Genomic DNA, 25,864 nt, shown 5'->3' on the forward strand with positions numbered 1-25,864 from the left:
GCATTTAGTCAATCAATCAATTAACTCTTGAGTGCAGCCCCGCCATGGGCTTATGTGCGGTCCCGACGTTCCGACCAGCTCCAGGACCAGAGTGCCGTTGAATACCAGCGTACCGACGAAACTGCCGGCCGGCAAAAATGCCACCGCCGACAAGCTATTGGTCGCAGCCAGCGAGCTGATGATCGAGCGCGCCTCGATCGAAGTCTCGCTGTCCGACATTGCGCAGAAGTCGGGCGTCAATGCTGCGCTCGTCAAATATCATTTCGGCAACAAGGATGGGCTGTTGCTGGCGCTGCTGGCGCGTGACGCCGCGACCGAGATGTCCCAGCTCGAATACCTGCTGGCGCAGCCGATCACTCCGACCGCGAAGCTCCGCCTGCATATCGGCGGCATCATCCGCGCCTATCACCAGTTCCCCTATATGAACCGGCTGATCCATTATTTGCTGCACGAAAGCACGGCGCAGGCCGCCGACGAGGTGTCGAAGTTCTTCGTCGCGCCGCTGCTCGAATTTCACCGCCGCTTGCTTGCCGAGGGCATCAAGGCCGGCGAATTCCGCAAGATCGATCCGGTGCTGTTCTACACCAGCCTGATCGGCGCCTGCGATCATCTGTTCTTCGGCCGCCACGCGATGTCGCGCGCGGTCGGCGTCGGTCCGGTCACCGACGAAGTCTGCCGCGACTACATCAAGCACATGGAAGCCTTGATCTTCGGTGGCGTGCTGGAACGGAAGGAAACTCGAATGGCGAGTGGCGAGTAGCGAATCGTCACGAACGGGCCAATGTCCCGTTCCCAATTCGCCACTCCCTATTCGCCATTCGCAAGTCTAGAGAAGAAACGCTCAAGGAAAGGTCATTCTCATGCAGTTGAAAGACGTTGCTGTTCTCATCACCGGCGGCGGCTCCGGCCTCGGCGCCGCGACCGCCCGCGCCATGGCCGCCAAGGGCGCCAGGATCGGCGTGCTCGACCAGAACAAGGAGAATGCCGAGAAGGTCGCCGCCGAAGTGAAGGGCGTTGCGCTTCATGCCGACGTCACCAGCGAAGAGCAGATGAAAGCCGCGATCGCCAAGGCGGAGGCCGCCCACGGCGTTGCGCGTGTGCTGATGAACTGCGCCGGTATCGGCGGCTCGCAGCGCACCGTCGGCAAGGATGGTGTCTATCCGCTGGACAAGTTCACCCGCATCATCAACGTCAACCTGATCGGCACTTTCAACGCGCTGCGTCTGTTCGCGGAGCGTGCGGCCACCGTCGAGACCATCGGCGAGGAACGCGGTGTCATCATCAACACCGCCTCGGTCGCGGCCTATGAGGGCCAGATCGGCCAGATCGCCTATTCGGCCTCGAAGGGTGGCATCGTCGGCCTCACGCTGCCGGCCGCGCGCGACCTCGCCAGCCTGAAGATCCGCGTCAACACCATCGCGCCCGGCATCTTCTTCACGCCGCTGCTGATGGGTCTCAACGAGGAAGCCCGCAAGAGCCTCGGCGCCCAGGTGCCGCATCCGGCCCGCCTCGGCGAACCCGCCGAATACGGCGCGCTCGCTGTCCACATCGTCGAGAACCCGATGCTCAACGGCGAAACCATCCGCCTCGACGGGGCCATCCGCATGGCGCCGCGGTAACAATCGGTTGTCGTCCCCGCGAAAGCGGAGACCCATAGCCACAACCTTCTCCATTGAAGCGCGATGGGGCCCGAGCCTACTGCGACAACTCTCGCCGGTGGTTATGGGTCCCGGCTCGCGCTTCGCTTGGCCGGGACGACGGTGAGGAGAGTTGCGTGACTCAACCGCTGCTAATCGAACATCATGACGGAACAGATTGGGTCACGCTCAATCGTCCCGACAGCCTGAACGCGCTCGATCCCTCGCTGATCGACGCGCTCAACACTTACTTCCAGGGCCTGCAGCGCAACCGCGACACGCGCGTCGTCGTGCTCAAGGGCGCCGGCGCCAATTTTTGCGCAGGGCTCGACCTCAAGCATGCGATGGCCCGCCGCGGTGGACAGACAGAGCCGCCCGGCGTCACAGAATCCCTGGACTCGCAGCGCCGCATTGCCGACATCGTGATGCTGATGCGGCGTTGCCCGCAGCCGATCATTGCGCTGGTGCAGGGCGCGGCGGCCGGCGGCGGCTTTGCGCTGGCGCTCGCCGCCGACATCCGCATCGCGGCCAAAAACGCGCGGATGAACTGCGCCTTCATCAAGCTCGGCTTAGGGGGCTGCGACATCGGCACCAGCTATTTCTTGCCGCGTCTGGTTGGCGTCTCCGTTGCCTCAGAGCTGATCCTCACCGGACGCTTCATCCACGCCGATCGCGCACTCGCGGTCGGTCTTGTGTCTGAAGTTGTCGAGGCCGGTGACCTCGACGCCGCCGCCAATCCCTACATTGATGCGATGATGACAGCCTCTCCGGTGGGCCTGCGGCTGTCGAAGGAATGCCTGAACATGAGCGTCGATGCCGGCTCGATCGAGGCCGTCATCGCGATGGAGGATCGCAACCAGGTGCTGTGCAGCCGCTCGGAAGATTTTCAGGAGGGCATCAAGGCCTTTCTCGAGAAACGAAAGCCTGTCTATATCAGGCGGTGAGAACAGATCCTTCAAAGGACAAGAATTCCGGGAGACGCAAAATGGATGGGAGTGCAGCGGCGATGCTGACGAAGCCCGCCTTTCGCAAGGTGAACTGGCTGGCGCGAGACATCGCGGTCGAGCGACGCGACGACGGCACCGTCGTCCTGAAGTCGCGCATTCCGCTTCAGGCCTATGAAACGCATATTCCGGCCTATCTCGCCAAATGGGCGCAGCAGGCGCCGGAGCGGATCTGGCTCGCGCAACGCGGCGGTCCCGACAGGCAGTGGCGCAAGGTGTCCTACGGCGAGGCCAAGCGCACCGTCGATGCGCTGACGCAAGGGCTGCTCGATCTCGGCCTCGATGAAGGCGGCCCGGTCGCGATCCTCTCAGGCAATTCGATCGAGCACGCGTTGATGACGCAGGCCGCGATGCAGGCGCGGCTACCAGCGGCGCCGGTCTCGCCGGCCTATTCGCTGATGAGCCAGGATCATCTCAAGCTCAAATATCTGTTCAACCTGATCAAGCCCGCCGTCGTGATGGTGCAGGACGGCCCAGCCTTCGAGAAGGCGCTGAGAGCGATCGATCTCACCGGCATCACGGTGATCCACGTGCTGCGTCCCTGCGACGGCATCAGGAGCGTCGCCTTTGCCGATCTCGCCGCGAAGCCGGTGACGGCTGATGTCGCGCGGTCGATTGCGAAGATCACGCCTCAGACCGTCGGCAAATTGCTGTTCACCTCCGGCTCGACCGGCATGCCCAAGGCCGTCATCAACACGCAGGAGATGATGTGCGCCAATGCGGCGATGATGATGCAGGTCCGTCCGCGCGAAGCCAATGGTCCGATCCCGACCATGCTCGACTGGATGCCGTGGAATCACACCATGGGCGGCAATGCCGCGTTCCATCCCATCCTCGTCGACGGCGGCACGCTCTATATCGACGACGGCCGGCCGATGCCCGGCCAGTTCGAGGAAACGCTCAGAAACTTGCGCGAGGTGTCGCCGACCTACTACGCCAATGTGCCGGCCGGCTATGCCGCGTTAGCGGCGGCGATGGAGAAGGACGACGCGTTGTGCCGCAGCTTCTTCAAGAACCTCTCGATCATGGCCTATGGCGGCGCGCGGCTGCCCGACGATCTCTACGACCGCATGCAGGCGCTCGCGGTGAAGACATCGGGCGAGCGCATCGTGTTCTACACCGGCTGGGGATCGACCGAGACTGCGCCGACCTCGACCGGCACCTATTGGGACACCGAGCGCGTCGGCCTGATCGGCCTGCCGTTCCCCGGCGTCGAGCTGAAGATGGTGCCGTGCGGCTCGAAGTATGAATTGCGGCTGCGCGGCGTCAACGTCACGCCGGGCTACTTCGGTCAGCCTGAGCTCACGAAGAAGATGTTCGACGACGAGGGCTTCTACTGCATCGGGGATGCCGGCATGTTCGTCGATCCCGATGATCCATTGCAGGGCATCATCTTCGCCGGCCGCGTGGTCGAGGATTTCAAGCTGACGACCGGCACCTTCGTCCATGTCGGTTCGCTCCGCACCGACGCGATCGCGGCGGCGACACCGGTGGTGCATGACGCGCTGGTCACCGGCCAGGATCGTCCGTTCATCGGCCTGCTGTGCTGGCCGAACCTGCACGCATGCCGCCAGATCGTCGGCAATGCGGATGCGACGTTCGAGGATGTGATCCGGCATCCCGAGGTGATCGCACGGCTCAGGGCAGGCCTGGAGGCGCATAATTCCTCGACCACCGGCAGCAGCATGCGCATCGCACGCGCGATGCTGATGGCCGAGCCGCCGTCGATCGACGGCAATGAACTCACCGACAAGGGATACATCAACCAGCGCGCCGGCCTCGAGCGCCGCGCCGCGCTGGTGGAGAAGCTTTATGCCGACAAGCCCGGCGACGAGGTGATCATTTTGAACTGACCGTAGGATGGGTAGAGCGCAGCGAAACCCATCATCTCCAACCAAGAAATTGATGGGTATCGCTTCGCTCCGCCCATCCTACGAAGCCAAGTAACAACAGCAACGCGGGTAAGCGCCATGAATTTCGATTTCTCCGACGAACAGAAGCAGATGCGCGACGAGGCGCGGAAGTTCCTTTCCGAACAGTGCCCGCCCAAGGCCGTTCGCGAAGTGCTCGACGGCAAGGCTCCTTATGACAAGGCGCTGTGGAAGGGGCTCGCCGAGATGGGCTTCCTCGGGGTCGCGATCCCGGAAAAGTTCGGCGGCGCGGGTGCCGGCCATCTCGAGCTCTGCGTCATCGCGGAGGAAATGGGCCGTGCGCTGGCGCCGGTGCCGTTCTCGTCGACCGTTTATCTTGCGGCCGAAGCGATCCTGATCGCCGGCTCGGATGCGCAGAAGCAGAAGTGGCTGCCGAAGATCGCGAGCGGTGAGGCGATCGGCACGCTGGCGCTGTTCGAGGGCAAGGGAAATCCGTCGCCGAAGGCGATCAAGCTCACTGCCGGCGGCGGTGCGCTCAATGGCGTCAAGAAGCCGGTGCCCGACGGCGCAATCGCCGACTTCGCCGTGGTCGCCGCGCGCACCGGATCGAGCGGCCGCGACTCCGATATCTCGCTGTTCATCGTCGATCTCAAGACCGACGGCGTCGAGGTCAAGCCGCTGACCAATATCGATCTCACGCGCGGACAGGCCGAGATCACGTTCAAGGATGCCAAGGCCGAGCCGCTCGGTGCTGCCGGCGAGGGATGGGGCGTCGTCACCCAGGTGCTCGATCGCGCTGCGGTGCTGATGGCATTCGAGCAAGTCGGCGGCGCCGACCGCGCGCTGGAGATGGGCCGCGACTACGCGCTCGACCGTATCGCCTTCGGCCGCCCGATCGGCTCGTTCCAGGCGGTCAAGCACATGCTCGCCGACATGTATGTCTCGGCGACGCTGGCGCGTTCCAACTGCTACTATGGCGCCTGGGCGCTCTCGACCAATGCCGGCGAGTTGCCGGAAGCCGCTGCCGCCGCGCGCATCAGTGCGACGCAGGCGTTCCAGCACTGCGCCAAGAACAACATCCAGGTCCACGGCGGCATGGGCTTCACCTGGGAGTTCGACTGCCACATGTACTATCGCCGCGCCAACGCGGTGGCGCTCGGCCTCGGCAGCCTGTCCTATTGGGAAGACGCGCTGATCGATCGCATGCGCAAGAAGAACGCGGCGTAACACTTGGTGATGTGTAAGATGGGTAGAGCGTAGCGAAACCCATCATGACGCGGGTGGTCCAAGAGATGGGTTTCGCTTCGCTCGACCCATCCTACGACGCCGGCGAAGGATGAGAGACCATGAATTTCGACGACACCCCCCAGGAGGCCGCGTTCCGCGCCGAGGCGAAAGCCTGGATCGCGGCCAATGCGCCGAAGCAATATGAAGACGAGTTGCGCAAGGCTTCGCTCGGCCGCGTCCAGCTCAAGGGCGCCAATATCCTCGAGGTCGCCAAGGCCTGGCAGAAGAAGAAGGCGGATGCCGGCTGGGCCTGCCTGCATTGGCCCAAGGAATATGGCGGCCGTGGCGCCTCGCCGATCGAGCGCGTGATCTGGCAGCAGGAGGAGGGCCCATTCGGTCGCCTCAGCGCGATGTTCATCATCGGCCACGGCATGTGCGGCCCGACCATGATGGCGTTCGCCGGCGAGGAGCAGAAGCGCAAATATCTGCCGCCACTCGCCTCCGGCGAGAAGATCTGGTGCCAGCTCTTCTCCGAGCCCGCCGGCGGCTCCGATGTCGCGGGCCTGCGCACCCGCGCCGAGAAGCAGGGCGACGAGTGGGTGATCAACGGCCAGAAGATCTGGACCTCGGGCGCACATTATTCCGACTACGGCATCCTGCTCACCCGCACCGATCCGACGGTGCCGAAGCACAAGGGCCTCACGATGTTCTTCCTGGACATGAAGAGCCCGGGTGTCGAGGTCAGGCCGATCAAGCAGGCGAGCGGGGCGTCGGACTTCAACGAGGTCTATTTCACCGACGTTCGCATTCCCGACTCGCAGCGGCTCGGCAATGTCAATGACGGCTGGAACGTGTCGCTGACCACGCTGATGAACGAGCGCATGTCGATTGGCGCCGGTGTCGCGACCGGCTTCCCCGAGTTGTTCGACTTCTGCAGCAGCCTGATGCTGGAGGATGGTCCGGCGATCGAGAACCGCGCGGTGCGCTCCAAGCTCGCGAACTGGGCAGTCAAAGCCAGCGGGTTGAAATACACCAGCATGCGCGCGATCTCCGCGTTGTCGCGCGGCGAGCGTCCGGGACCGGAGAACTCGATCGGCAAGCTAGTCGCCGGCTCGATGATCCAGGATGTTGCGGCTTATGCGCTCGACCTGCAGGGCGCTGCCGGTGCGCTGAACGGGCCAGAGGATGCCGAGGTCGCGGGCAAATTCCAGGCGATGCTGCTGCGTGCGCCCGGCACCCGCGTCGAGGGCGGCACCGACGAGATCATGCGCAACATCATCGCCGAGCGCGTGCTGGGCCTGCCCGGCGACATCAGGGTCGACAAGGACGTTCCCTTCAACAAGATCCCGACCAAGGGGAGAGCCTAGAGACCCTCATCCTGAGGAGCCGCGAAGCGGCGTCTCGAAGGACGAGGCCACGGTCGGGCCGCATGGTTCGAGACGCAGCAAGCGCCTCCTCACCATGAGGGGAGAGAGCGACACAAGGATTGAAAGCAAGAGGTTCGCCATGAATTTCGATGACACGCCGCATGAAGCTGAATTCCGCAAGCTCGCCCGCAACTGGATCGCCGCCAACGCGCCGAAGGAGTTCGAGGAGGAGCTCTCGAAGTCGTCGCTCGGTCGCATCAAGCTCGCCAAGCACGACATGGTCGAGGTCGGCAAGGCCTGGCAGAAGAAGAAGTCCGAAGGCGGCTGGGCCTGCCTGCACTGGCCGAAGGAATATGGCGGCCGTGGCGCCACCCCGATCGAGCGCGTGATCTGGCAGCAGGAAGAGGGCGTCTACGGCAAGCTGACGCAGCCGTTCCAGATCGGCGAGGGGATGTGCGGCCCGACCGTGATGGCCTGGGGCTCTGAGGAGGCCAAGCGCCGCTACCTGCCGAAGCTCGCTTCCGGCGAAGAAATCTGGTGCCAACTGTTCTCCGAGCCGTCGGCCGGCTCCGATGTCGCCGGCCTTCGCACCCGCGCCGAGAAGAAAGGCGACAACTGGGTCGTCAACGGCCAGAAGATCTGGACCTCGGGCGCGCATTATTCCGACTACGGCCTGTTGATCGCGCGCACCGATCCGAACGTGCCCAAGCACAAGGGGCTCACGATGTTCTTCCTGGACATGAAGAGCCCGGGCGTCGAGGTCAGGCCGATCAAGCAGGCCAATGGCATGCAGGAGTTCAACGAGGTCTATTTCACCGACGTCGTGATCCCGGATAGCCAGCGGTTGGGGGCGGTCGGCGAAGGCTGGAGCGTCTCGCTGACCACGCTGATGAACGAGCGCATGTCGATCGGCGCGCGGCTTGCGACCGGCGTGCCTGAAATGTTCGAGTTCTGCTCCAATCTGATGCTGGAAGATGGCCTCGCGATCGACGATCCGGCGGTGCGCTCCAAGCTCGCAAGCTGGGCGGTGAAGGCGAGCGGGCTGAAATACACCAGCTACCGCGCGATCTCGGCGCTCTCGAAGGGCGAGCGGCCGGGACCGGAAAACTCCATCGGCAAGCTCGTCTCCGGCATGATGCTGCAGGATATCGCGACCTACGCGATGGATCTGGAAGGCGCGGCCGGCAGCCTCACCGGCGACAGCGAGGAAGTGGCGCGCGGCCAGTTCCAGCAGATGCTGCTGTCGTCGCCCTCGATGCGCATCGCCGGCGGCACCGACGAGATCCTGCGCAACATCATCGCCGAACGCGTGCTGGGCCTGCCCGGCGACATCCGCGTCGACAAGGACGTGCCCTACAACAAGATCCCGACCAAGGGGCGCTGAGCATGGACGCCGCGACGAAGCCGCGTGACGCGACGGATGATCGCATCGGCGCGCTCGAGGAACTGCTCAACGAGCGCTACTCGGTGCGCGCCTTCCTGCCGCGCGAGGTGCCGCGGGAAACGATCGAGCATGTGCTCAACGTGGCGCAGCGCACCGCCTCCTGGTGCAACAGCCAGCCCTGGCAGGTGCTGATCGTCTCCGGCGAGGCCAAGGAGCGCTTCCGCAAGGCGATCTATGCGGAGGCGTCACGCGGCCTCGGCGAGGACTACGACTTCACGCCGCCACGCGAATATGTCGGGGTCTATCTGGAGCGCCGCCGCGAGAGCGGCTTCCAGCTCTACAACACGCTCGGCATCGGGCGCGGCGACAAGGCGGCCTACGCCAGGCAGGCGCTGGAGAATTACAATTTCTTCGGCGCGCCGCATGTCGCGGTGATCCACAGCAACGAGCCGCTCGGCATCTATGGCGCGATCGACTGCGGCGGTTATGTCGCGAACTTCATGCTGGCGGCACAGGCGCTCGGGCTCGGCACCATCCCGCAGGCGGCGCTGGCCCGTCACTCCGGCCTGATCCGCCGCCATTTCGGTCTGCCGGACGATCGCCGCGTGGTGTGCGGCATTTCGTTCGGCTATGCCGATCATGCCCACAAGGTGAATAGTTATCGCACCTCGCGCGCCGCCGTGGCCGACAGCGCGACGTTCGTGAACGAATAAGACGTTCAGGCTCGCCGCGCCGCGACCGCCCGGCGCTTCGGCACCGGTGCGTAGCGCGCGGCCATCGCACCCGTCATCTCCGCCATCTTCTCGCGCAACTCGGCCGGCTCGATCACCTCGGCCTCGGCGCCGAGCCGCAACAGTTCAGTCGCGGCGTGCCACAGCGTCTTGCCGACCGGCATGGTGGCGGTCCGCCAGCCGTTCGCGTCGGCGCTCTCCGCAAGCTGCATCCGCGCCTTCACGTAAGGATGGGCCAGCGCATCGAACAGCTCCAGCCCGAACGGCGACAGCCGCACCGTGGCCCGGTTCGGATGCAGCTCGGCCTCGAGCCGTTCGGTCGAGGCGCGCCAATAGCTGGCAAGGTCGAAGTCCGCCGGCCGCGTGAACGGCGCGTCGAGCACCAGGCAATCCAGCACGCGCGCGACGCGATAGGTGCGCACATGGCCGTCGATGAGGCCGGCGAGATACCAGCTCCCGCCCTTCAGCACGAGCCCGAGCGGCGCCACGCGCCGGCGCTTCTCGGCCTTCCAGCTCTGGTAGCGGATCTCGATCAGGTTTTCGCCCAGCACCGCGCCGGCGATGGCGCGCAGATGCGTCGGCTCCTCGGTCTCGCCGAACCAGCCGGGCGCGTCGAGATAGAAGCGCTGCTGCATCCCCCTGGCATTGGGGCGCAGATGCTCCGGCAGCGCCGCCATCAGCTTGGCCTGCGCCGCCATCATCGCCGGCTCGAGGCCGAGCGCGGCGGCGGGCCCGGGCAGTCCCGCCATGAACAGCGCCTCGGCCTCGCCCCGCGACAGGCCGTTGACCCGCACGCGATAGCCGTCGAGCAGCCGGTAGCCGCCCTCGGCGCCGCGGTCGGCATAGACGGGGACGCCGGCGGCGGCGAGCGCATCGATGTCGCGATAGATGGTGCGTACCGAGACCTCGCAAGCCTCGGCCAGCTCGGGCGCGGTGACCTGGCCCCGCGCCTGCAGGGTGGTGAGGATGGAAAACAGCCGGCTCGCGCGCATGGGCGGATCATACCTGACACAAGATGTCAGGTATAGGCGCCCATAGTCGGCCGCGACCCGCACGGCCAAGGAGACCTGTCCATGACCACCACCGACCGCATCACGCTGTATTATTCGCCGCAGAGCCGCGCCACCGGAGCGAGGGTGCTGCTGGAAGAACTGGGCGCGCCGTACGACCTGCACGTCCTCAACATGAAGGCCGGCGAGCAGCGCCAGGCCGCCTATCTCGCCGTCAATCCGCTCGGCAAGGTGCCGGCGATCCGCCATGGCGACGCGCTGGTGACCGAGCAGGTCGCGATCTTCATCTACCTCGCCGACCTGTTCCCACAGGCGGGCCTGACGCCCGCGCTCAACGACCCGCGCCGCGGCCCTTACTTGCGCTGGATCGCCTATTACGGCTCGTCGTTCGAGCCGGCCTTGATCGACAAATTCATGAAGCGCGAGCCCGCGCCGGTCTCGCAGTCGCCCTATGCCGATTTCGACACCATGCTGGGCGCGCTGGAAGCCCAGCTTGTCAAAGGACCCTATCTGTTTGGCGAAGAGATCACGGCAGCCGACATCCTCTGGGGCATCGCCTTCAACTGGACCATGACGTTCGGCCTCGTGCCGAAAAAGGACGTCTTCGCCCGCTACGCCGAGCGCGTCACCGCGCGTCCCGCCTTCCAGCGGATCACGCAGGCCGATGTCGAGATGGCGGCGCAGCATGCGGCGGCCGCCGGCGTGTGATACGAGCTTGCCGATGCCGAAGCTGTACACCACCAATTGCGTCAACACCTTCATCAGCGTCGCGGAGGACTGTCCGGCGCGCACCGGCGAGGAGCCGCGCCCGCGCGGCGGCGGTCCGACCGTCGCCACGCTGCAATATCAGATGATTGCAGCCGCGCCGTACAAATACACGTCCGACGACGTGGTGTTCGCGACCTCGGCGGCCGGCCGCGCGCTCGACGCGAAGGCGGCGAAGCAGGAGCGGAGCCGCGCCCGCGAGATGTTCTTCTCCAGGGGGCAGGCCTGCATGCGGGCCTCGCCACTCGGCAAGCGGTTCGGCTGGGGCGTCCATGCAGATGCCGAGGGTCGCATCGCGATCTACGCCGTCGACAGCAAGCGCTACCAGGCGCTCGCGGGTGATCCCAAGCTCACCCAGGTCCGCGCGATGCGGTCAAAGCGGGCGTGAGACGGGAGGCTTTTTTGGGCCGTCATTGCGAGGAGCGATAGCGACGAAGCAATCCATGTCACCGCGCATGTGGTGCGATGGATTGCTTCGTTTCGCTCGCAATGACGGCGGAGCGGTTGCACGTCTGCTTAATCCGTCATCCCCGCGCAAAGGCTTCGCCTTTGTCGCCTGAGGTGCGAGCTCTTGCGAGCCTCGAAGGATGCTCGGCCACCAGCCGGGCCGTCGACCCTTCGAGACGGCCGCTTTGCGGCCTCCCCAGGGTGACGGTACTGGCAGCACGGCGCACCGAACTAAAACCTTGGTGCCCGCTTCTCCGCGAAAGCCTTGATGCCTTCCTTGATCTCGGACCCGCGCATGCTGTCGCGGTGGCGGGCGTTGGCGGCGGCTTCGTCGAGCTCGCCGCGGGCGAACTCGTTGATGGCGCGCTTCATGCCGGCCATCGCCTCGGGTGCGTTGCCGGCCAGCATCGCCGCGAGTTTGTCGACTTCCTCGTCCAGCAGATCGACCGGCACCATGGCGGTGAGATAGCCGATCCGCAGCATCTCGGGTGCGGTGATCTTCTGCGCGGTCAGAAACAGCATCTTGGCATTGTCGACGCCGAGCCGGGTCACGTAGCGTTTGATGCCGCTCGGATAGTAGTGCAGCCCGAGCCGCGCCGCCGGCATGAACATTTCCGCGGTGTCGATGCCGATGCGGAAGTCGCAGGCGAGCGCCAGGTCGGTCGAGCCGCCGTAGACGCCGCCATTGAGCCGGCAGATCGTCGGCACGGACAGGTCTTCCAGCCGGTTGACCACGACCTCGAACGCCGAACCCGCGCTCTGCTGCTCGTTCGCGCTCACCGCGCGCTCGGCCACCGAGTTGAGGTCGTAGCCGGCGGAGAAGGCGCGTCCCGTGCCGGTCAGCACCAACACGCGGACCGCCGGATCGGCCTCGATCCGGTCGAACAGATTGAGAAGCTCGCCGAGATCCTCGGCCTGCAGGCGGTTGAGATGCCGCGGTCGGTTGAGGCGGATCGTCGCGCGCGCGCCCGAGATCTCGAGCACGGGTGAACTGCCGGTCTCGGCGGCATCAGGCATGGTTGTCTCCATCATTATTGGTTCTCGAGTTCGCGCCGCTTCGCCTCGGCGTCGATGGTCGCGGCGAGATCGGGATGCCTTGCCATCAACAGGCGGAAATCGACCAGGTCAAGCACCAGCAGCCGGGAGACCTTGGTGGTCGTGACATCGGCGCCGCGCATGGTGTTGCCGAGCAGCGCCATCTCGCCGAAGAACGCGCCTTCGCCGAGCCTCACCTCGCGGCCGGGCAGGTCGACCGCCACCTCGCCGGCGGCGACGAAATACATGCAGTCGCCGCTGGTGCCCTTGCGGATGATCGTGGCGCGCGGCGGCAGGTCGATGGTGCGCAGCATCTGGGTGACGTCGGCGATCGCGGCGGGGCCGAGATGCGTGAAGAACGGCACCTTGCCGACCGTCTCCCAGGTTTTCAGAAAATTGTCGCGGCGGGTTTCCGCGGCGAAACCGGTCGCGAGAATGCCGGTCCACAGCCCGAACACGCCGAGGCCTGCGATCATGACGAGGGCAGCGACTATGCGGCCGAGCGGGGTGATCGGCACCACGTCGCCATAGCCGGTGGTGGTCAGCGTCACCACCGCCCACCACAGCGCCGCCGGCACGCTGCCGAAGGTCTGCGGCTGCACGTCGCGCTCCAGCCAATATTCCGCGACGGAAGCGAGGAACACCACCATCAGGAAGATCACCAGCACGCTGATCAGCGGTCCGGATTCCTGCACCAGCACGCGCCGGAGCTGCCGCAGGCCGGGGATGCCCGGCACCACCTTCAGCGTCCACAGGATCGCGAGCAGCCATGCCGTCTTCGGCTCGATACCGGCGAGCAGGGCGGCCGGCACGGCCAGCGCGCCGATCGCGTCGACCACTCCGGCGCCCGACAACGCATAGAACCAGAACCGGCCCTGCCGTCCCATGTGGCGCAGCCGCACCAGCCACTCGAAGATGAAGTAGGCGAGGCAGCCCCACAACAGCGCGTCGACCCAGCGCGCGCTTGCGTCATAGGCCGGCTCCACCGTCAGCAGCGTCATCATCGCGACGCCGATGGTCACCGCGACGTAGGCCACCGTGGTCATGTTGCGGCCGGCGGTGGCAGACACGAACTGTGTCAAAACCGGAAAGGCGAGCCGCTTGAACATCGGACGTACGTTGCCTGTCGACGAATGGCGTGAAACGGGTCCTGCCGGAAAGCGAGGACCAAGGCCACAACCTGCCCCGTCCCGGGTCAGGCCGTCAACGCGTGCGGGTCGGCGCGCTGCGGCGGCCGAGCTCCCGCCTGTTCGACGAACGTCCGGCTATACTGCCCTGATTTTGCTTCCACAAATGTGAGAATCCCGACAAAACGTCGCGTTTTCCCCGTATACCAAGGGAGCGGTTCGGACATGCGACCTTCACCGCACTGCAGCGACTAATAGGGTGAATGTATTCACTTCTTGAGAACTGGTTGGTTTCCGATGGATACCTCGCATCTCGTGGAGCACGCCGGCGCCGCCGGCAGTTTCTTCGCATCGATCTTCGTGGTCGCCACGCTGTCGATGCGGACCATGATTCCGCTGCGCGTCTTCGCCATCCTGACCAACATCATCCTGATCGCGACCGCGATCCCGACCCATAACTATGCGACGCTGATCCTGCATTCCGTGCTGTTGCCGCTGAACACCTACCGCCTGCACCAGATGCTGCAATTGGTCCGCAGCGTGAAGAAATCCGTCAACAGCGATCTGTCGATGGATTGGCTGAGACCGTTCACGACCGAGCGCAAATGCGCCTCCGGAGAGGTGCTGTTCTACAAGGACGAGAGGGCCGACAGCATGTTTTACATCGTCAGCGGGCGCTTTCGTCTGGTCGAGTCGGGCATCGAGCTGCCGGTCGGCGCTATCGTCGGCGAGTTCGGCATGCTGTCGCCGTCGAACACGCGGACGCAGACGCTGGAATGCGTGGAGAGCGGCATGGTGCTCTCGGTGACCTACGACCAGGTCGAGCAGCTCTACGTCCAGAATCCTGCGTTCGGTTTCTACTTCCTGCGGCTCGCCAGCGCCCGCCTGTTCCAGAACATCGCGACGCTCGAGCAGCAGCTGGCGCAGCACGCCACCCCCCAGGTCGCGGAGCCAAAACCCGCTTGAGCCCGCCGTGACGAGTTCTGGAGACGCCGTAGTGCCGGACGACGACAGTCTGCTGGCTTCGCTCCGTTACCTGTTCGCCGATATCATCGGTGACGAGGACGATGGACCGCTCGTGCCGCCGGATGCCTGCTCCGCGCAGCTCAGCCCGGTCGTCAGCGACGCCATTCATTTGCTGACCGAGTATCAGAGCGCCGGCTACGCCAGGCTCTATATCGAGCGGCTCGGACGCTTCGTCGGCCGGCGCGGGGTCGACGACGCCATGCTCGCCGACATCGCGCGGCTGATGGGCCAGCGCATGGCCTATGAGGATCCGATCCGGATCGCGCAGCTCAAGCTGCGCGAGGTCAACGCGGCGGGCGGCCTTGCGCCGCGCTCGGTCGACGATGTCAAGATCTTCCGTATCGATGAACTGATCGACGCCTTGCCGGTGGTGGTCGGCGACCCCGTGCTGGGTGTGCTCGAACGCTTCGGCTGGCGCCGCCGAAGGATCTCGATCCGCTTCAGCGGCCACACCCGTTTCAGCGTTCGCCGGCTTCGGATCGAGGCGGGGCTGAAGCGGTGGCGGCTGTTCTCGGCGCGCTATGCCAAGGAGCGCGTCTGGGTCGAACGCTGGCTGCATATGATCGACCGCAGCCTGACCAAGCAGCCGAGCGCGACGGTCGCGGTCATCCAGACCGCGACCATGATCCGCGGCTACGGCGATCCGTATCGCCAGGGCCTCGCGGACTGGCACGCGATCATCGACGGGCTCGCCAAGCCCGTCTTCGACGGCACGCTTGCGCTCGCCGATCTCGCCGGCGCAATCGCAGAGGCACGCGCCGCCATCATGCCCGATCCGCGCCAGGCATCCTTGAAGCGCAAAATCGCGGAGATCCGCGCACGGATGCCGGCGGCCGCGTCATCGCGTTGAGATTCTACCGCCGTCACCCTGAGGAGGCCGCGCAGCCGGTGGCCGTCCATCCTTCGAGACGCGCGTGCCGCGCTCCTCAGGATGACGGAGAAGGTGCGTGCGCTCCCCGTCATTGCGAGCCAACGGGTCGGCGCGAAGCGCCGCCCGATGACAGGCTCCGCGAAGCAATCCAACGCGCCGCGTGCGCGGAAGCATGGATTGCTTCGTCGCTTCAGCGCAAAATTGCTTTGCAATTTTGTCGCGAGCTCCTCGCAATGACGGCCACATAGTTTCACAGCCTCGCAGGGTGACGGGCTTAACTATATCTCGACCGGTGATGGCGAGCCCACGCGCCCTATCGCTTGATATGCGGAGGTTCATCGTAGCCGTGGCGGCTCGAATAGAACAACAGGCCCATCAGGCCGACGCCGACGACGACCAGGACGACGGCTCCGACGGCGAATGCGACGACACCATAGGTCGGCACCGGTGCATCGGATACCATCAAGCCTTCATAGGCGTAGGCGCCGACGGCGACCAAAAAGGCCAGCAGGCCGACGCTGATTGCGACGCGCATGCGTATCTGCCTCTGTTCAAGGCCGGGAGCAGCAGGCGCTCATGATGGCGGCTATCCCGCCGCAGCGGCAACCTTGACCAGCGCCTGGTGTCCGGCTTCGGTCAACTCTGTAAGGGTTGTCCTGCCGCTCTTGGCGCATTTGATGATGTATCTGGCAACGCGCTTGCGGGTGGCGTGTTCCTCGCCGCGAAGAGCATCGGCGCAGACGTGGTCGAGCGCTGCGTTCATGATGGCGAGCGTGCGTGAATCAAACTTCTCCTCGATCATTCGGAGCCCTCCCTGTAGGCCCGTTCGGGCGCGCTTATTCGTGGAGAATCAGCAGGTCACTGACCTCCATCACCGCCTCGGTCTGCCTGGCCTTCCTCATCAGCATTTCACGTTCCCGTCCCGCAGGCATCTTGCGAGCCGCGATACGGTCGTCGTCGGCGAATTTCTGGAGACGATGCTCGAACGATCCAATCGGACGCGATCTGCTGCGTTTCTTCTTCATGCCCGCCTCCGAGGTGGGAACAAGATGCTAGGCAGGTTCCTGCGGACCGTCGTTAACCTATGACATCGGGCCGATCGAAAAACGCGCCCGAGATCGCAGGAACGATCTTACCGGCCGCGCGTAACATCCGTGCGTTCGCTGCTTTGCTCCCCGAGAGCAGTGGACCACTCCGGTGACGGGCTCCGGCGAATTTCGTCGCCGGGGCCCGCATGCGTCAGGGGGCATGCGCTGCAGCAATTGTCGCGGGAACGATGATCTTGCGCGGTCGTTGACGAAGCCGGACACTCAGGGAGAACTGGCAATGAGAGGTGAGAGGGAGAGCGGAAATCTCATCGGCAGCGACAAGGTGGAGGGCACCGCCGTTTACGGCGCTGACGACCGCAAGATCGGTTCAATCGAGCGTGTCATGATCGACAAGAAGAGCGGGCGCGTTTCCTATGCAGTGCTTGGTTTCGGCGGTATTCTCGGGCTCGGCAACGACCATTATCCGCTGCCCTGGGAATCCCTGAAGTACGATACGCGGCTGGGTGGCTATGTCACCGGTATCACCGAAGACCAGCTTCGCGAGGCGCCGAGATACGGCCGCGAGCGGGACTGGAATTGGGATGATGTCGGCGCCACGCGGGCGGTCAACGACTACTACGGTGTGCCGTTCGTGTGAGCGGTGCTGGCAGCCCGCGCAGTCTCGGTGGTGCACTGCGAGACGAAGCGAGGCGAGGTTGTTGAAGGAGAGCTGTCGAAGAAGTCGTGCCTCTAGAGCAGAGCATGATCCGGAAAGTCTGAAGCGGCCTTCGAAAAGATCATGCGCGAACCAAGAGCCAAAGCGCGATGACGGTTCATCGCGACTACATTCGCCAATACTTGTGCAATGTAATATACGTGATTGAAATCAGCCCGGCGGTTACCCGATGAACGTGCGGGGAGACCAATGTCGTCGGCATCGTTAGTTCGAAAGCTTGAGCAATTCGTACGGCTTTCGCCGGTGGATCATGCCATTCTCAATCGGGCAGCGTCCGAGCGTGTGCGCCGGTTCGGGGCGCGCGTCGATATCGTGCGCGAGGGCGACAGGCCAAAGGATGTGCATCTGATTCTGTCCGGCTGGGCCTGCCGCTACAAGCAGCTCGAGGATGGTCGGCGGCAGGTGGTGTCGTTTTTCCTGCCCGGCGACATTTGCGACGTGAACATCTTCATCCTGCGCGAGATGGATCATTCGATCGGTACCATCACGCCGGTGTCGATCGCCGATCTCTCGCGCGAATTCTTCGATGACATCGCCGTGCGACATCCGCGCATCGTGACAGCGTTCTGGTGGGAGACCCTGGTCAACGCCGCCATCCAGCGCGAATGGACGATGAATCTCGGCCAGCGCACCGCCTTGGAGCGTACCGCCCATTTGCTCTGCGAGGTTTGGCTGCGCCTGCGTCTGGCCGGGCTGACCAAGGGAGACAGTTGCGACTTTCCGTTGACCCAGGCCGATCTCGCCGACGCCACCGGCCTGTCCAAAGTCCATGTCAACCGCACGCTGCAGGAGCTGCGCGCCGAGGGGCTGATCGTCCTCAAGGGCAAAACCTTGTCCGTTCCCGACCTCGACCGCCTGATGCGCGCAGGCCTGTTCAATTCGAACTACCTGCACATGGATCACGAGGGTCAGCAGCTCGATGCCGCGGTGACCGACGCGGCGGCTGGATAAGGTGAATGGCCTCTCCGACGTGCGCCGGTGGCTTCGTCGTCGCGCGCGTGCTGCACGACGTCCGATATCCGCTGCACCTCGCGAGCCGACGTTCCGATGGTGAGAGGGAGGTTTGGTTAAGGGCCACAAACGGAAATGAAACACGGCGCAGAATAGAATTGCCGATTGGGTGGGCTGGACGCCAAATTCGTTGCCTATGTCGCCCAAACTACATGACGAAATTGTCCGTTGAGCAGCCTAAAGTTGCTGGGGTCGAGGTGGGCAGGTGATGAACGGCATCCGAACGGGATTTTTGGACTCCATCGGCAATACACCATTGATCAGGCTGCGAATGGCGTCAGAGGCCACCGGCTGCGAGATCTACGGCAAGGCCGAATTTCTCAATCCTGGTGGGTCGATCAAGGATCGCGCGGCCCTGGCCATGATCACTGATGCTGAGCGAAGCGGCAAGCTCGAGCCTGGCGGTATCATCGTCGAGGGCACGGCGGGAAATGTCGGCATCGGCATTGCCCTCGTCGCTAATGCACGCGGCTATCGAAGCGTAATCGTGATGCCTGACACCCAAAGTCAGGAGAAGAAGGACATGTTGCGGTTGTGTGGTGCGGACCTGCGACTGGTCCCCGCCGTTCCGTATGCGAATCCCGGTCATTATGCTCGCTATTCCGGTCAGCTCGCCGAAGAACTCGGTGCCTTCTGGGCTAACCAGTTCGACAACGTTGCCAATCGCGAGGGCCATTACCGCACGACTGGGCCGGAGATTTGGGAACAAACTGCCGGAAAAGTTGATGGCTTTACCTGTGCTGTCGGCAGTGGCGGGACATTGGGTGGGGTGGCGCGAGCCCTCAAGGAGCGCAATCCAGCGGTCAGAATTGCGCTCAGCGATCCCATGGGCGCCGCTCTCTATAACTGGTTCACCAAGGGAGAGCTGACGACCGAAGGAGACTCGATCACTGAAGGGATAGGACAAGTGCGCGTGACCAGGAACCTCGAAGGGACGCCAATTGATGTAGCGTATCAGATCACGGATGAGGAAGCGTTGCCCATTCTCTTCGATCTGATCGAGCATGAGGGGCTGGTGCTCGGTGGATCGAGCGCCATCAACGTTGTTGGAGCTATGCGACTTGCGCGCGACCTTGGTCCGGGCAAGACCATCGTGACCATCCTTGCGGATGGCGGACAGCGCTATCAATCCAAGCTGTTCAACCCGGAATTTCTGCGCAAGAAAAATCTGCCCACCCCACATTGGATGGGATAGCAACCCGTCATCTGAGCTGGTTGCATCCCGACGCGGCGGCCGGATGACGGCCGATAGCGATAGATCGCGCGGCTTCAGCGACCGCAAGTCTTGACCCTCCATGGCAAGGGTGCGCTATGCTGCACCGCAGCCGGCGATGCGGGTTTCACCGATGTCGAGACGTTCTGCCGGACGCTGCAATGCAGAGGCGGATGGACGACTTCGTACGATCGGTAAGCGCAGCCCTGTCCTTGATCGGTGATGCGGATCCCGAACTTCTGGGGATCGTCGCGCTGTCACTGCGGGTCAGCCTGACCGCGAGCATTCTCGCCTTGGTGATCGGGGCCCCGATCGGCGGCTGGCTGGCGATTGTCCGTTTTCGAGGCCGGCACGTCATCATCGTACTAACCAATGCCCTGCTCGGGCTCCCGCCAGTCGTCGTTGGCCTCGCGCTCTATCTGCTGCTGTCGCGATCGGGGCCCCTCGGGCCTGCCGGACTGCTGTTCACGCCGACCGCCATGGTGATCGCCCAAATGCTGCTTGCGACCCCGATCGTGGTCGCGCTGGTGCATCGGCCGTCATCGCTGCTGTGGATGGAGTACGGCGATCTTGCGCGCACCGACGGCCTGTCGCGCCTGCGCAGCATTGCCTTGCTGTTCGCGTTGGGCCGGGCATCGTTGTTGACCGCCTTTCTCGCCGCCTTCGGCCGGGCCATTGCCGAGGTCGGGGCCATCCTCATCGTGGGCGGCAATATTCGCGGCTATACGCGGACGATGACGACGGCGATTGCGCTCGAAACCAGCAAGGGCGACCTGCCGCTGGCGCTCGGGCTCGGTCTGATCCTGCTGGCCCTGAGCGTCGCGGTCTCGACGGTCGCGTTTCTGCTAGTGGGACGCATTGGGGAAAAATAGCTGCTCGCCGCCGACCTTGTAGCCGGCGATCGCTGTCTGCCCGGCCGGCGAAATCAACCAGTCGATGAAGGCCTGGCCGTCCTGGGCCTTCACGTTCGGATGCTTCGCCGGGTTGACCAGCATCACGCCGTACTGGTTGAACAGCCGCCGGTCCCCTTCGGTCAGGATGGCGAGATCGCCCCGGTTCTTGAACGACAACCAGGTGCCGCGGTCCGACAGCACATAGGCATTGGATGAGGCCGCCATGTTGAGCGCCGGTCCCATTCCCTGACCGATCTCGCGGTACCAACTGCCCTTTGCCGCGGCAAGGTCGATGCCGGCCTCCTTCCAGAGCCGCAGCTCGGCCTCGTAGGTGCCGGATCGATCGCCGCGCGAGATGAAGGGTGCCTTTGCCGCCGCGATCTTTCTCAGGGCATCGGCGACGTCCTTGTCGCCCGCAATGTGAGCCGGATCCGCCTTCGGACCGACGATGACAAAGTCGTTGTACATGACGTCGAAGCGCTTCACGCCCTGTCCCTCGGACATGAACTTGTCCTCGGCGGGCCGGTCGTGAACGAACACCACATCGGCATCGCCCCGTCTGCCGATGTCCAGCGCCTGACCGGTGCCGACGGCGACGACCTTCACGCTAATGCCCGAAGTTTTGGTGAACTGGGGGAGCAGATAGCCGAACAGGCCGGACTGTTCGGTCGACGTCGTTGAAGCAACGGTGATGGCATGGTCTTGCGCCATTGCGGACGAGCCCCAGGCCAGGATGGCCGCGAGCGCAATGAAGAGTTGCCGCATTTCGTCTCCTTGTCGTTTCCCTGGATGCCGGCGCGAATTTGCCGGCTGTCGGGGACCTCGCGTACCTTCTGCGATATGATCGTCGGCGAACATCCAACGACCGCGGGGTTTCCAATGACGCGCTTCCGGTGGCAAGGTCAATGACGGACGTCAGGCAGCCTGCGGGCAGCGCAGCCGAGGTTTTCGCCGCATTCCTGAAACTAGGCTTGAGCTCGTTCGGCGGGCCGATCGCCCATATCGGCTACTTCCGGCATGAATTCGTCGAGCGCCGCAAATGGCTCGACGAACTGGCGTATGCTGATCTCGTGGCGCTGTGTCAGTTCCTGCCTGGGCCGGCAAGCAGTCAGGTCGGCTTCTCGCTCGGTCTGATGCGCGCAGGCTATCCCGGTGCGCTGGCGGCGTGGACCGGATTCACGCTGCCGTCGGCCATCGCGCTGGTGCTGTTTGCCTATGGCGCCAGTGCGCTGAGCGGACCTGCCGGCAACGGCCTGGTGCACGGGCTGAAGCTTGTCGCGGTCGCCATCGTCGCGCAGGCGGTGTGGGGCATGGCGCGGACGCTGTGTCCCGACCGGGCGCGCGCGTCGATCGCCGTGGTCGCGGCACTGCTCATTCTGTTCAGCGCCTCGTCGATCGCCCAGATCGGCGCCATCCTGTTGGGCGGCCTTGCCGGCCTTGTGCTGTGCCGAAACGAGCAGACCAACGGGGGCGGTCACTTCGCCATGTCGGTGTCGCGCCGGATGGGGTTGGTCGCGCTGGCGGCGTTCTTGCTCCTGCTGATTGGTCTGCCGGCGCTGGCGCGATTGGCGCCGGGCTCCGGCCTTGCGCTGTTCGAGGCCTTCTACCGCTCCGGCGCCCTGGTGTTCGGCGGTGGCCACGTCGTCCTTCCACTGCTGCGCGAGGCCGTCGTCGCGCCTGGCTGGGTCAGTGACGACGCGTTCCTGACCGGCTATGGCGCCGCGCAAGCCGTGCCGGGCCCGCTTTTCACCTTCGCGGCCTATCTTGGCGCCGTGGTCAACATCGAGCCGCATGGCGTGGCTGGCGCGGTCGTCGGACTGCTTGGCATTTTCCTGCCCGGCGTTCTGATCCTGCTCGCTGCGCTGCCGTTCTGGGAGACGTTTCGGAAGCGATCCGACGCGCAGGCGATGATGCGTGGCGTCAACGCGGCAGTCGTCGGCATCCTCGGCGCGGCGCTGTATCATCCGGTGTGGACGAGCACGGTCGTTGCGCCCCGCGATTTCGGCATCGCGTTGGTCGGGTTCGTGCTGCTCTCGGTCTGGCGCGCGCCGCCGCTTGTGGTTGTTGTCTTCAGCGCGCTCGCCGGAATGGCGACGGCGCTGTGAGCTCCGATGGACGGATTTCCTGTCCTCTTGGCGTGCGCGCAGAGGCTAATTTCATTAATATTTTCAATGTGATTTTGGCTGTCCAGTCCTCAGGGGAGAAATATTCCGCTTCCCTCGTCGGGCAACTCAGTGGCACGAATCCGCTCGTCTCACCCGCTTGAGGGGCGCTTCGCGATCGTCACGAGTGCTGGGTGAGATGCGGTGGACGCCGCTTGCGCAACTGACGAGGGCGCATGAGGCGGACGGCGAAGTCGTGCAGGCCTGACGCCCTAGTGGCAGGTGTCCTGTTGCAAGACGCTATTGCGTCTTGCAACGGCGGTGACAACCAAGCCCAGTCTCGCCGGGGCGAGCACGTATAAGCCGTAACCCATCGCGCAGGGAAAGCCGGGATGCTCCGGTTACACCTGTGGTCCTACCCCCGAGCTTTCTACCATTGCTCGGGGCCCATAGGTGCGATCGGCACCCGAGAGGCCGCAGCGTACTGGATCCCATGCGCGGGGATGCCGGCGGAGAGATGGGGTGCGTCGCGGAGCCTGTTATCGGGCGCGCGTTCGCCCGACCCGTTGGCTCCTCGCAATGACGGGGTTGAGACAGCGCGTGAGAACTATCCCCAGCGTCGTCCCGGCCGAGTGCGCAATTGCGCACGGGGGCCGGGACCCATTACCCCAAATGTCAGTTGTCGCGCGATGTCGGAATGACCCGCACGACCTATAACCTTCGCCGCGGCCTCTCATTTCAACCGCTGGCGCCGCTGGAATGTTGGCCGATCTCGGTCTGCGCCCCGATGCCGCATGACGATCGCCACTGTCGCCGGAGGGGCGCCCATGTGATTTTCAGACGCCGCAGGTGCATTTCACCGCCGGAGATGTCATAAATGCGACACGCCTTGGTTTGCGGAATTGTGCTGACGGTCTGATCCGGATTTTCTTGCAATTGCATTCATCGCAGTAAAGGGCGTCAGCTTGTTGTTTCCTTCCATGTCATCGTCGGTTGCGGTTGGCGCCCTGGTCGGATGGATGTTGCTTCTCACCGCGAAGCACATCATCGCCGACTTCGTGTTGCAGAATGCCTGGATGGCGATCGGCAAGGACCAGAAGACCGGCTGGGCAATGCCGCTGCTGGCACATTGCCTCGTCCACCTCGCCGTGGCGCTGGTGCTGATCCTGGCCGTCGCGCCGCGCTTCTGGTACGTCGCCTTCGTGGATTTCGTCATCCACATCACCGTCGATCGCGCCAAGGGATACTGCGCCTCGCATTACGGCGTGACACTGGAATCGGGACATCCTTGGTTCTGGACCCTGATCGGCATCGACCAGGCCCTGCACCACCTCACCGGCTTTGCGCTGTCGATCTACATGGCCGCGAACTGAGCGGCTCGCACCACCCATCCTCCCTAGTCTCTCGGAACGTGAACCCACCGCTTTGCGGCGCGGATGTGATTCGCGTGCAACGGGCAAGCACCCCCGGAAACGACCGGAAGCCGTGGTTAACCTTTCGTTAGAGAATTGCGCGGCATCTTCGCGATCGAGGGGGATTTGCAAATGTTTTCAAGCCGCGACGCCTTCGAGAACGATGCCTGCCCGGTTGCCGACGACCTGCTCGGCCAGATGTACCGCGCCAATCCCAATGGCCTGTCGCTCCTGGTCGCCAACGTGTCGCCGGACGTCCGGGCGAGGCTGGCGCTGTTCTGTTATCGCCGCAGCCATCTGCACGCGCTGGCGCTGGCAATTGCTTCGAGCTGCACCGAGCGTGAGCTGATCCATTTCGGCGGCCGCGTCGGCTCGACCCTGTATGCGCTGTCGCGTCAACCCGCGCGTGCCGCTGCGGCCTCGCATGGCGGACGCAAGCCGATCACGCTGTCGACCAAGCCGCTCTCGACCTTTGCGCCGTTGGTCGACGAAGAGCTCGATGAGCAAGAAGACGTCACTCAGACGGTGACGGCCTGAGGCAAGCCCAGCCTCAGATCGCCGGCAGTCCGTGGCGCCGCCGCGCCATTGCGCATTCCGCGTCGCCGGGCATGCAGGTCCGGCACACCTCCGGCCGCACCGCATAGACCTCGCAGCGCGTCGCCACCCCGATCTCGCCTGATAGTGCCGCGCAGCGGTCACCGACGCAGCGCATGCCGGACAGCCGCGCATTGACGAACTGCTCCGGGATCAGGTCGAGCTGGTCGTCGTCCTCGACGGTGAACCGCGGCCAGTTCTCCGAATAGCTGCAGCAGGCGCCGCAGGACTGGCAGGGGCTGCTCTCCGCCGCGCTGGCATTGTCCGCGGCCATCATGTGTCCTTCGGTGCTTCCCAGACCAGGCTGCGCCGCCAGCGTGCCCTGAGCAGGTCGCGCCGCTCCGGGTATTTCTCGTCGTGATAGATCGCGGCCACCACGCGGTCGGTGCGGAAGCTGCGGAAGTCCCTGCGCAGCTCGCACCAGGCGGCGAGCAGCCGCACCGCTTCGTGATAGCCGACCGCGATCGGCCAGATCGTGCGCTCACTGTCGCGGCCGTGCTCGTCGCGATAGTTCAGCGTGATCTTCTTGCCCTCGTGAATCTGGCTGCGCGTCTTGACCATATCAATGCGGTCCGGCTCCCGGTTCCAGGCCGACCGTGCGCGGCTTGCCGGTTCGAGCACGAACGGCCGTAGCCGGTCGGGCACGGTCTCGGCGATCTTGGCCATCAGGTCTTCGGCGGCGCGCGCCAGTGCCGGATCGGCGTGGCCCACCACCCATTGCGCGCCGAGCACGCAGGCCTCGATCTCGTCGGGTGTCAGCATCAAGGGCGGCAGATCGAAACCCTTCTCGAGGATGTAGCCCATGCCGGCCTCGCCGCGGATCGGCACCCGCTGCTCGATCAGGGTCGCGATGTCGCGATAGATCGTGCGCTTGGATGTCTCGAGCTCCGCCGCAATCCGCGGTCAAAGGCTTTCGGGTGCGGCGGAGCACCTGGATGATCTGAAACAGCCGGTCGGCGCGTCTCACGGCAAGTCTCTTCGCAAGTCTCGTTCGCGGTCGGCGGATCCCGGGCCTCGCGGCCCGTCGCCTTTTTGTGCCCCGGTGTCGCTGCTGCTGACAGAATGTTGGCAGCAGGTGGGGGCTATACCAGGACAACAGCTCAAGTGAAGGGAATTTGTCCATGGCAAATCTAGACGAACTCGGTTTTCGGCACGCGCAGACGTTCGCGCTGGAACAGCTTGTCACAGTCTACTCCACCTCCGGCGATCTGCGCTGGGCCCTGGTTGCGCTGATCGCGCAGTCGGTCGTTGCCGCCTGGTCATACGGGCGGGCGCGGGTGGTCAAACGGGTTCGCGAGGCGGTTCGCCGCCTCGCTCCCGTTGGTCCGCTCGACGGTGAATGCCACTGCTGCTGACACCATGGTGGCAGCAGG

Annotated in this window: 28 protein-coding genes and 1 pseudogene; 20 read left to right on the plus strand and 9 right to left on the minus strand. The window is 64.5% G+C overall.

The genetic code is table 11. From position 1 onward, the window contains the following. The first annotated feature begins 52 nt into the window (after positions 1–52). The 8 genes from P6U30_RS04230 to P6U30_RS04265 all read left to right on the plus strand — a co-directional run bounded on the left by P6U30_RS04230 (position 53) and on the right by P6U30_RS04265 (position 9,203). Positions 53–760 (plus strand): TetR family transcriptional regulator, encoded by a 708-nt coding sequence (locus P6U30_RS04230; protein ID WP_407168287.1) that lies wholly within the window; start codon positions 53–55, stop codon positions 758–760. 100 nt (positions 761–860) lie between these two features. Beyond that, positions 861–1,619, plus strand: a complete 759-nt coding sequence (locus P6U30_RS04235; RefSeq protein WP_407168288.1) for an SDR family NAD(P)-dependent oxidoreductase — start codon at positions 861–863, stop codon at positions 1,617–1,619. A 155-nt stretch (positions 1,620–1,774) separates the two neighbouring features. After that, positions 1,775–2,581: an enoyl-CoA hydratase/isomerase family protein gene (locus tag P6U30_RS04240; RefSeq protein ID WP_407168289.1), complete on the plus strand. Its 807-nt coding sequence runs from the start codon at positions 1,775–1,777 to the stop codon at positions 2,579–2,581. Between the two features lie 41 nt (positions 2,582–2,622). Further along, positions 2,623–4,494, plus strand: coding sequence for an AMP-binding protein (locus tag P6U30_RS04245; RefSeq protein ID WP_407168290.1), 1,872 nt, complete (start codon positions 2,623–2,625; stop codon positions 4,492–4,494). A gap of 117 nt (positions 4,495–4,611) precedes the next feature. Then, a complete protein-coding gene (locus tag P6U30_RS04250; RefSeq protein ID WP_407168291.1) occupies positions 4,612–5,739 on the plus strand; it encodes an acyl-CoA dehydrogenase family protein in 1,128 nt (375 codons plus the stop codon). A gap of 119 nt (positions 5,740–5,858) precedes the next feature. Further along, positions 5,859–7,106, plus strand: a complete 1,248-nt coding sequence (locus P6U30_RS04255) for an acyl-CoA dehydrogenase (RefSeq protein ID WP_407168292.1) — start codon at positions 5,859–5,861, stop codon at positions 7,104–7,106. A gap of 139 nt (positions 7,107–7,245) precedes the next feature. Next, positions 7,246–8,490: an acyl-CoA dehydrogenase gene (locus P6U30_RS04260; protein WP_407168293.1), complete on the plus strand. Its 1,245-nt coding sequence runs from the start codon at positions 7,246–7,248 to the stop codon at positions 8,488–8,490. 2 nt (positions 8,491–8,492) lie between these two features. Next, a complete protein-coding gene (locus P6U30_RS04265; protein ID WP_407168294.1) occupies positions 8,493–9,203 on the plus strand; it encodes a nitroreductase in 711 nt (236 codons plus the stop codon). Between the two features lie 5 nt (positions 9,204–9,208). Here P6U30_RS04265 and P6U30_RS04270 read toward each other — a convergent pair whose 3' ends face one another. Beyond that, positions 9,209–10,213: a helix-turn-helix transcriptional regulator gene (locus P6U30_RS04270; RefSeq protein WP_407168295.1), complete on the minus strand. Its 1,005-nt coding sequence runs from the start codon at positions 10,211–10,213 to the stop codon at positions 9,209–9,211. 81 nt (positions 10,214–10,294) lie between these two features. Between P6U30_RS04270 and P6U30_RS04275 the strand changes: the two genes are divergently transcribed. Then, positions 10,295–10,939, plus strand: a complete 645-nt coding sequence (locus tag P6U30_RS04275; RefSeq protein WP_407168296.1) for a glutathione S-transferase family protein — start codon at positions 10,295–10,297, stop codon at positions 10,937–10,939. Positions 10,940–10,952: 13 nt separating this feature from the next. Beyond that, the gene (locus P6U30_RS04280; protein ID WP_407168297.1) at positions 10,953–11,384 is read left to right on the plus strand and encodes a DUF6157 family protein; all 432 of its coding nucleotides are present in this window, start codon (positions 10,953–10,955) and stop codon (positions 11,382–11,384) included. Positions 11,385–11,674: 290 nt separating this feature from the next. On the opposite strand, the gene P6U30_RS04285 is transcribed toward P6U30_RS04280, so the two are convergent. Both P6U30_RS04285 and P6U30_RS04290 read right to left on the minus strand, forming a co-directional pair. Then, the gene (locus tag P6U30_RS04285; RefSeq protein ID WP_407168298.1) at positions 11,675–12,460 is read right to left on the minus strand and encodes an enoyl-CoA hydratase/isomerase family protein; all 786 of its coding nucleotides are present in this window, start codon (positions 12,458–12,460) and stop codon (positions 11,675–11,677) included. Between the two features lie 14 nt (positions 12,461–12,474). After that, positions 12,475–13,587 carry a cyclic nucleotide-gated ion channel gene (locus P6U30_RS04290; RefSeq protein WP_407168299.1) on the minus strand — a complete coding sequence of 371 codons (1,113 nt, stop codon included), beginning with the start codon at positions 13,585–13,587 and terminating at the stop codon, positions 12,475–12,477. A 315-nt stretch (positions 13,588–13,902) separates the two neighbouring features. Here P6U30_RS04290 and P6U30_RS04295 point away from each other — a divergent pair, with 315 nt between their 5' ends. Next, positions 13,903–14,571: a Crp/Fnr family transcriptional regulator gene (locus tag P6U30_RS04295; protein ID WP_407168300.1), complete on the plus strand. Its 669-nt coding sequence runs from the start codon at positions 13,903–13,905 to the stop codon at positions 14,569–14,571. Positions 14,572–14,602: 31 nt separating this feature from the next. Then, a complete protein-coding gene (locus P6U30_RS04300) occupies positions 14,603–15,481 on the plus strand; it encodes a DUF6537 domain-containing protein (RefSeq protein WP_407170349.1) in 879 nt (292 codons plus the stop codon). 334 nt (positions 15,482–15,815) lie between these two features. Here the strand turns inward: P6U30_RS04300 and P6U30_RS04305 are convergent, their stop codons facing one another. Genes P6U30_RS04305 through P6U30_RS04315 form a run of 3 tightly spaced genes read right to left on the minus strand, consistent with a single transcriptional unit; the run spans position 15,816 to position 16,527 of the window. Beyond that, positions 15,816–16,037 carry a hypothetical protein gene (locus P6U30_RS04305; protein ID WP_407168301.1) on the minus strand — a complete coding sequence of 74 codons (222 nt, stop codon included), beginning with the start codon at positions 16,035–16,037 and terminating at the stop codon, positions 15,816–15,818. A 51-nt stretch (positions 16,038–16,088) separates the two neighbouring features. Then, positions 16,089–16,304 carry a hypothetical protein gene (locus P6U30_RS04310; RefSeq protein ID WP_407168302.1) on the minus strand — a complete coding sequence of 72 codons (216 nt, stop codon included), beginning with the start codon at positions 16,302–16,304 and terminating at the stop codon, positions 16,089–16,091. Positions 16,305–16,338: 34 nt separating this feature from the next. Beyond that, positions 16,339–16,527, minus strand: coding sequence for a hypothetical protein (locus tag P6U30_RS04315; RefSeq protein WP_407168303.1), 189 nt, complete (start codon positions 16,525–16,527; stop codon positions 16,339–16,341). A gap of 301 nt (positions 16,528–16,828) precedes the next feature. Between P6U30_RS04315 and P6U30_RS04320 the strand changes: the two genes are divergently transcribed. The 4 genes from P6U30_RS04320 to P6U30_RS04335 all read left to right on the plus strand — a co-directional run bounded on the left by P6U30_RS04320 (position 16,829) and on the right by P6U30_RS04335 (position 20,362). Next, positions 16,829–17,188: a PRC-barrel domain-containing protein gene (locus tag P6U30_RS04320; protein ID WP_407150177.1), complete on the plus strand. Its 360-nt coding sequence runs from the start codon at positions 16,829–16,831 to the stop codon at positions 17,186–17,188. A gap of 267 nt (positions 17,189–17,455) precedes the next feature. Further along, positions 17,456–18,217: a Crp/Fnr family transcriptional regulator gene (locus P6U30_RS04325; RefSeq protein WP_407168304.1), complete on the plus strand. Its 762-nt coding sequence runs from the start codon at positions 17,456–17,458 to the stop codon at positions 18,215–18,217. A gap of 268 nt (positions 18,218–18,485) precedes the next feature. After that, complete coding sequence (locus tag P6U30_RS04330; protein WP_407168305.1) at positions 18,486–19,472, plus strand: cysteine synthase A; 987 nt, start codon at positions 18,486–18,488, stop codon at positions 19,470–19,472. Between the two features lie 191 nt (positions 19,473–19,663). Continuing rightward, positions 19,664–20,362, plus strand: coding sequence for an ABC transporter permease (locus P6U30_RS04335; protein ID WP_407168306.1), 699 nt, complete (start codon positions 19,664–19,666; stop codon positions 20,360–20,362). On the opposite strand, the gene P6U30_RS04340 is transcribed toward P6U30_RS04335, so the two are convergent. Continuing rightward, complete coding sequence (locus tag P6U30_RS04340) at positions 20,336–21,148, minus strand: extracellular solute-binding protein (RefSeq protein WP_407168307.1); 813 nt, start codon at positions 21,146–21,148, stop codon at positions 20,336–20,338. The two genes, P6U30_RS04335 and P6U30_RS04340, sit on opposite strands and share 27 nt — an antisense overlap. A 140-nt stretch (positions 21,149–21,288) precedes the next feature. Here P6U30_RS04340 and chrA point away from each other — a divergent pair, with 140 nt between their 5' ends. The 3 genes from chrA (at position 21,289) to P6U30_RS04355 (ending at position 24,434) form a co-directional block, all read left to right on the plus strand. After that, the gene (chrA, locus tag P6U30_RS04345; protein ID WP_407168308.1) at positions 21,289–22,488 is read left to right on the plus strand and encodes a chromate efflux transporter; all 1,200 of its coding nucleotides are present in this window, start codon (positions 21,289–21,291) and stop codon (positions 22,486–22,488) included. A gap of 1,016 nt (positions 22,489–23,504) precedes the next feature. Further along, positions 23,505–23,858 carry a DUF3307 domain-containing protein gene (locus P6U30_RS04350; RefSeq protein ID WP_407168309.1) on the plus strand — a complete coding sequence of 118 codons (354 nt, stop codon included), beginning with the start codon at positions 23,505–23,507 and terminating at the stop codon, positions 23,856–23,858. A gap of 171 nt (positions 23,859–24,029) precedes the next feature. Next, positions 24,030–24,434, plus strand: a complete 405-nt coding sequence (locus tag P6U30_RS04355; RefSeq protein ID WP_407168310.1) for a hypothetical protein — start codon at positions 24,030–24,032, stop codon at positions 24,432–24,434. Between the two features lie 13 nt (positions 24,435–24,447). On the opposite strand, the gene P6U30_RS04360 is transcribed toward P6U30_RS04355, so the two are convergent. Next, entirely contained in the window at positions 24,448–24,765 is a 318-nt protein-coding gene (locus P6U30_RS04360; RefSeq protein WP_407168311.1) for a YkgJ family cysteine cluster protein, read from the minus strand. Further along, positions 24,765–25,458 (minus strand): annotated as a pseudogene (locus tag P6U30_RS04365) (helix-turn-helix transcriptional regulator). Before P6U30_RS04365 ends, P6U30_RS04360 begins: the two are co-directional and overlap by 1 nt. 154 nt (positions 25,459–25,612) lie before the next feature. Here P6U30_RS04365 and P6U30_RS04370 point away from each other — a divergent pair. Further along, the gene (locus P6U30_RS04370) at positions 25,613–25,846 is read left to right on the plus strand and encodes a hypothetical protein (protein ID WP_407168312.1); all 234 of its coding nucleotides are present in this window, start codon (positions 25,613–25,615) and stop codon (positions 25,844–25,846) included. Positions 25,847–25,864 lie beyond the last annotated feature (18 nt).

This window comes from Bradyrhizobium sp. ORS 111, from assembly GCF_045571485.1.
Lineage (GTDB): Bacteria > Pseudomonadota > Alphaproteobacteria > Rhizobiales > Xanthobacteraceae > Bradyrhizobium.

Bases quoted from the DNA above. Each gene is read 5' to 3' on its own strand.
- P6U30_RS04350 (WP_407168309.1), top strand. From the start codon at position 23,505: ATGTTGCTTCTCACCGCGAAGCACATCATCGCCGACTTCGTGTTGCAG.
- P6U30_RS04250 (WP_407168291.1), top strand. From the start codon at position 4,612: ATGAATTTCGATTTCTCCGACGAACAGAAGCAGATGCGCGACGAGGCG.
- P6U30_RS04260 (WP_407168293.1), top strand. From the start codon at position 7,246: ATGAATTTCGATGACACGCCGCATGAAGCTGAATTCCGCAAGCTCGCC.
- P6U30_RS04285 (WP_407168298.1), bottom strand. From the start codon at position 12,460: ATGCCTGATGCCGCCGAGACCGGCAGTTCACCCGTGCTCGAGATCTCG.
- P6U30_RS04235 (WP_407168288.1), top strand. From the start codon at position 861: ATGCAGTTGAAAGACGTTGCTGTTCTCATCACCGGCGGCGGCTCCGGC.
- P6U30_RS04280 (WP_407168297.1), top strand. From the start codon at position 10,953: ATGCCGAAGCTGTACACCACCAATTGCGTCAACACCTTCATCAGCGTC.
- P6U30_RS04370 (WP_407168312.1), top strand. From the start codon at position 25,613: ATGGCAAATCTAGACGAACTCGGTTTTCGGCACGCGCAGACGTTCGCG.
- P6U30_RS04275 (WP_407168296.1), top strand. From the start codon at position 10,295: ATGACCACCACCGACCGCATCACGCTGTATTATTCGCCGCAGAGCCGC.
- P6U30_RS04255 (WP_407168292.1), top strand. From the start codon at position 5,859: ATGAATTTCGACGACACCCCCCAGGAGGCCGCGTTCCGCGCCGAGGCG.
- P6U30_RS04230 (WP_407168287.1), top strand. From the start codon at position 53: ATGTGCGGTCCCGACGTTCCGACCAGCTCCAGGACCAGAGTGCCGTTG.
- P6U30_RS04305 (WP_407168301.1), bottom strand. From the start codon at position 16,037: ATGCGCGTCGCAATCAGCGTCGGCCTGCTGGCCTTTTTGGTCGCCGTC.
- chrA (WP_407168308.1), top strand. From the start codon at position 21,289: ATGACGGACGTCAGGCAGCCTGCGGGCAGCGCAGCCGAGGTTTTCGCC.
- P6U30_RS04335 (WP_407168306.1), top strand. From the start codon at position 19,664: ATGGACGACTTCGTACGATCGGTAAGCGCAGCCCTGTCCTTGATCGGT.
- P6U30_RS04310 (WP_407168302.1), bottom strand. From the start codon at position 16,304: ATGATCGAGGAGAAGTTTGATTCACGCACGCTCGCCATCATGAACGCA.
- P6U30_RS04290 (WP_407168299.1), bottom strand. From the start codon at position 13,587: ATGTTCAAGCGGCTCGCCTTTCCGGTTTTGACACAGTTCGTGTCTGCC.
- P6U30_RS04325 (WP_407168304.1), top strand. From the start codon at position 17,456: ATGTCGTCGGCATCGTTAGTTCGAAAGCTTGAGCAATTCGTACGGCTT.
- P6U30_RS04245 (WP_407168290.1), top strand. From the start codon at position 2,623: ATGGATGGGAGTGCAGCGGCGATGCTGACGAAGCCCGCCTTTCGCAAG.
- P6U30_RS04330 (WP_407168305.1), top strand. From the start codon at position 18,486: ATGAACGGCATCCGAACGGGATTTTTGGACTCCATCGGCAATACACCA.
- P6U30_RS04315 (WP_407168303.1), bottom strand. From the start codon at position 16,527: ATGAAGAAGAAACGCAGCAGATCGCGTCCGATTGGATCGTTCGAGCAT.
- P6U30_RS04265 (WP_407168294.1), top strand. From the start codon at position 8,493: ATGGACGCCGCGACGAAGCCGCGTGACGCGACGGATGATCGCATCGGC.
- P6U30_RS04340 (WP_407168307.1), bottom strand. From the start codon at position 21,148: ATGCGGCAACTCTTCATTGCGCTCGCGGCCATCCTGGCCTGGGGCTCG.
- P6U30_RS04295 (WP_407168300.1), top strand. From the start codon at position 13,903: ATGGATACCTCGCATCTCGTGGAGCACGCCGGCGCCGCCGGCAGTTTC.
- P6U30_RS04360 (WP_407168311.1), bottom strand. From the start codon at position 24,765: ATGGCCGCGGACAATGCCAGCGCGGCGGAGAGCAGCCCCTGCCAGTCC.
- P6U30_RS04355 (WP_407168310.1), top strand. From the start codon at position 24,030: ATGTTTTCAAGCCGCGACGCCTTCGAGAACGATGCCTGCCCGGTTGCC.
- P6U30_RS04270 (WP_407168295.1), bottom strand. From the start codon at position 10,213: ATGCGCGCGAGCCGGCTGTTTTCCATCCTCACCACCCTGCAGGCGCGG.
- P6U30_RS04320 (WP_407150177.1), top strand. From the start codon at position 16,829: ATGAGAGGTGAGAGGGAGAGCGGAAATCTCATCGGCAGCGACAAGGTG.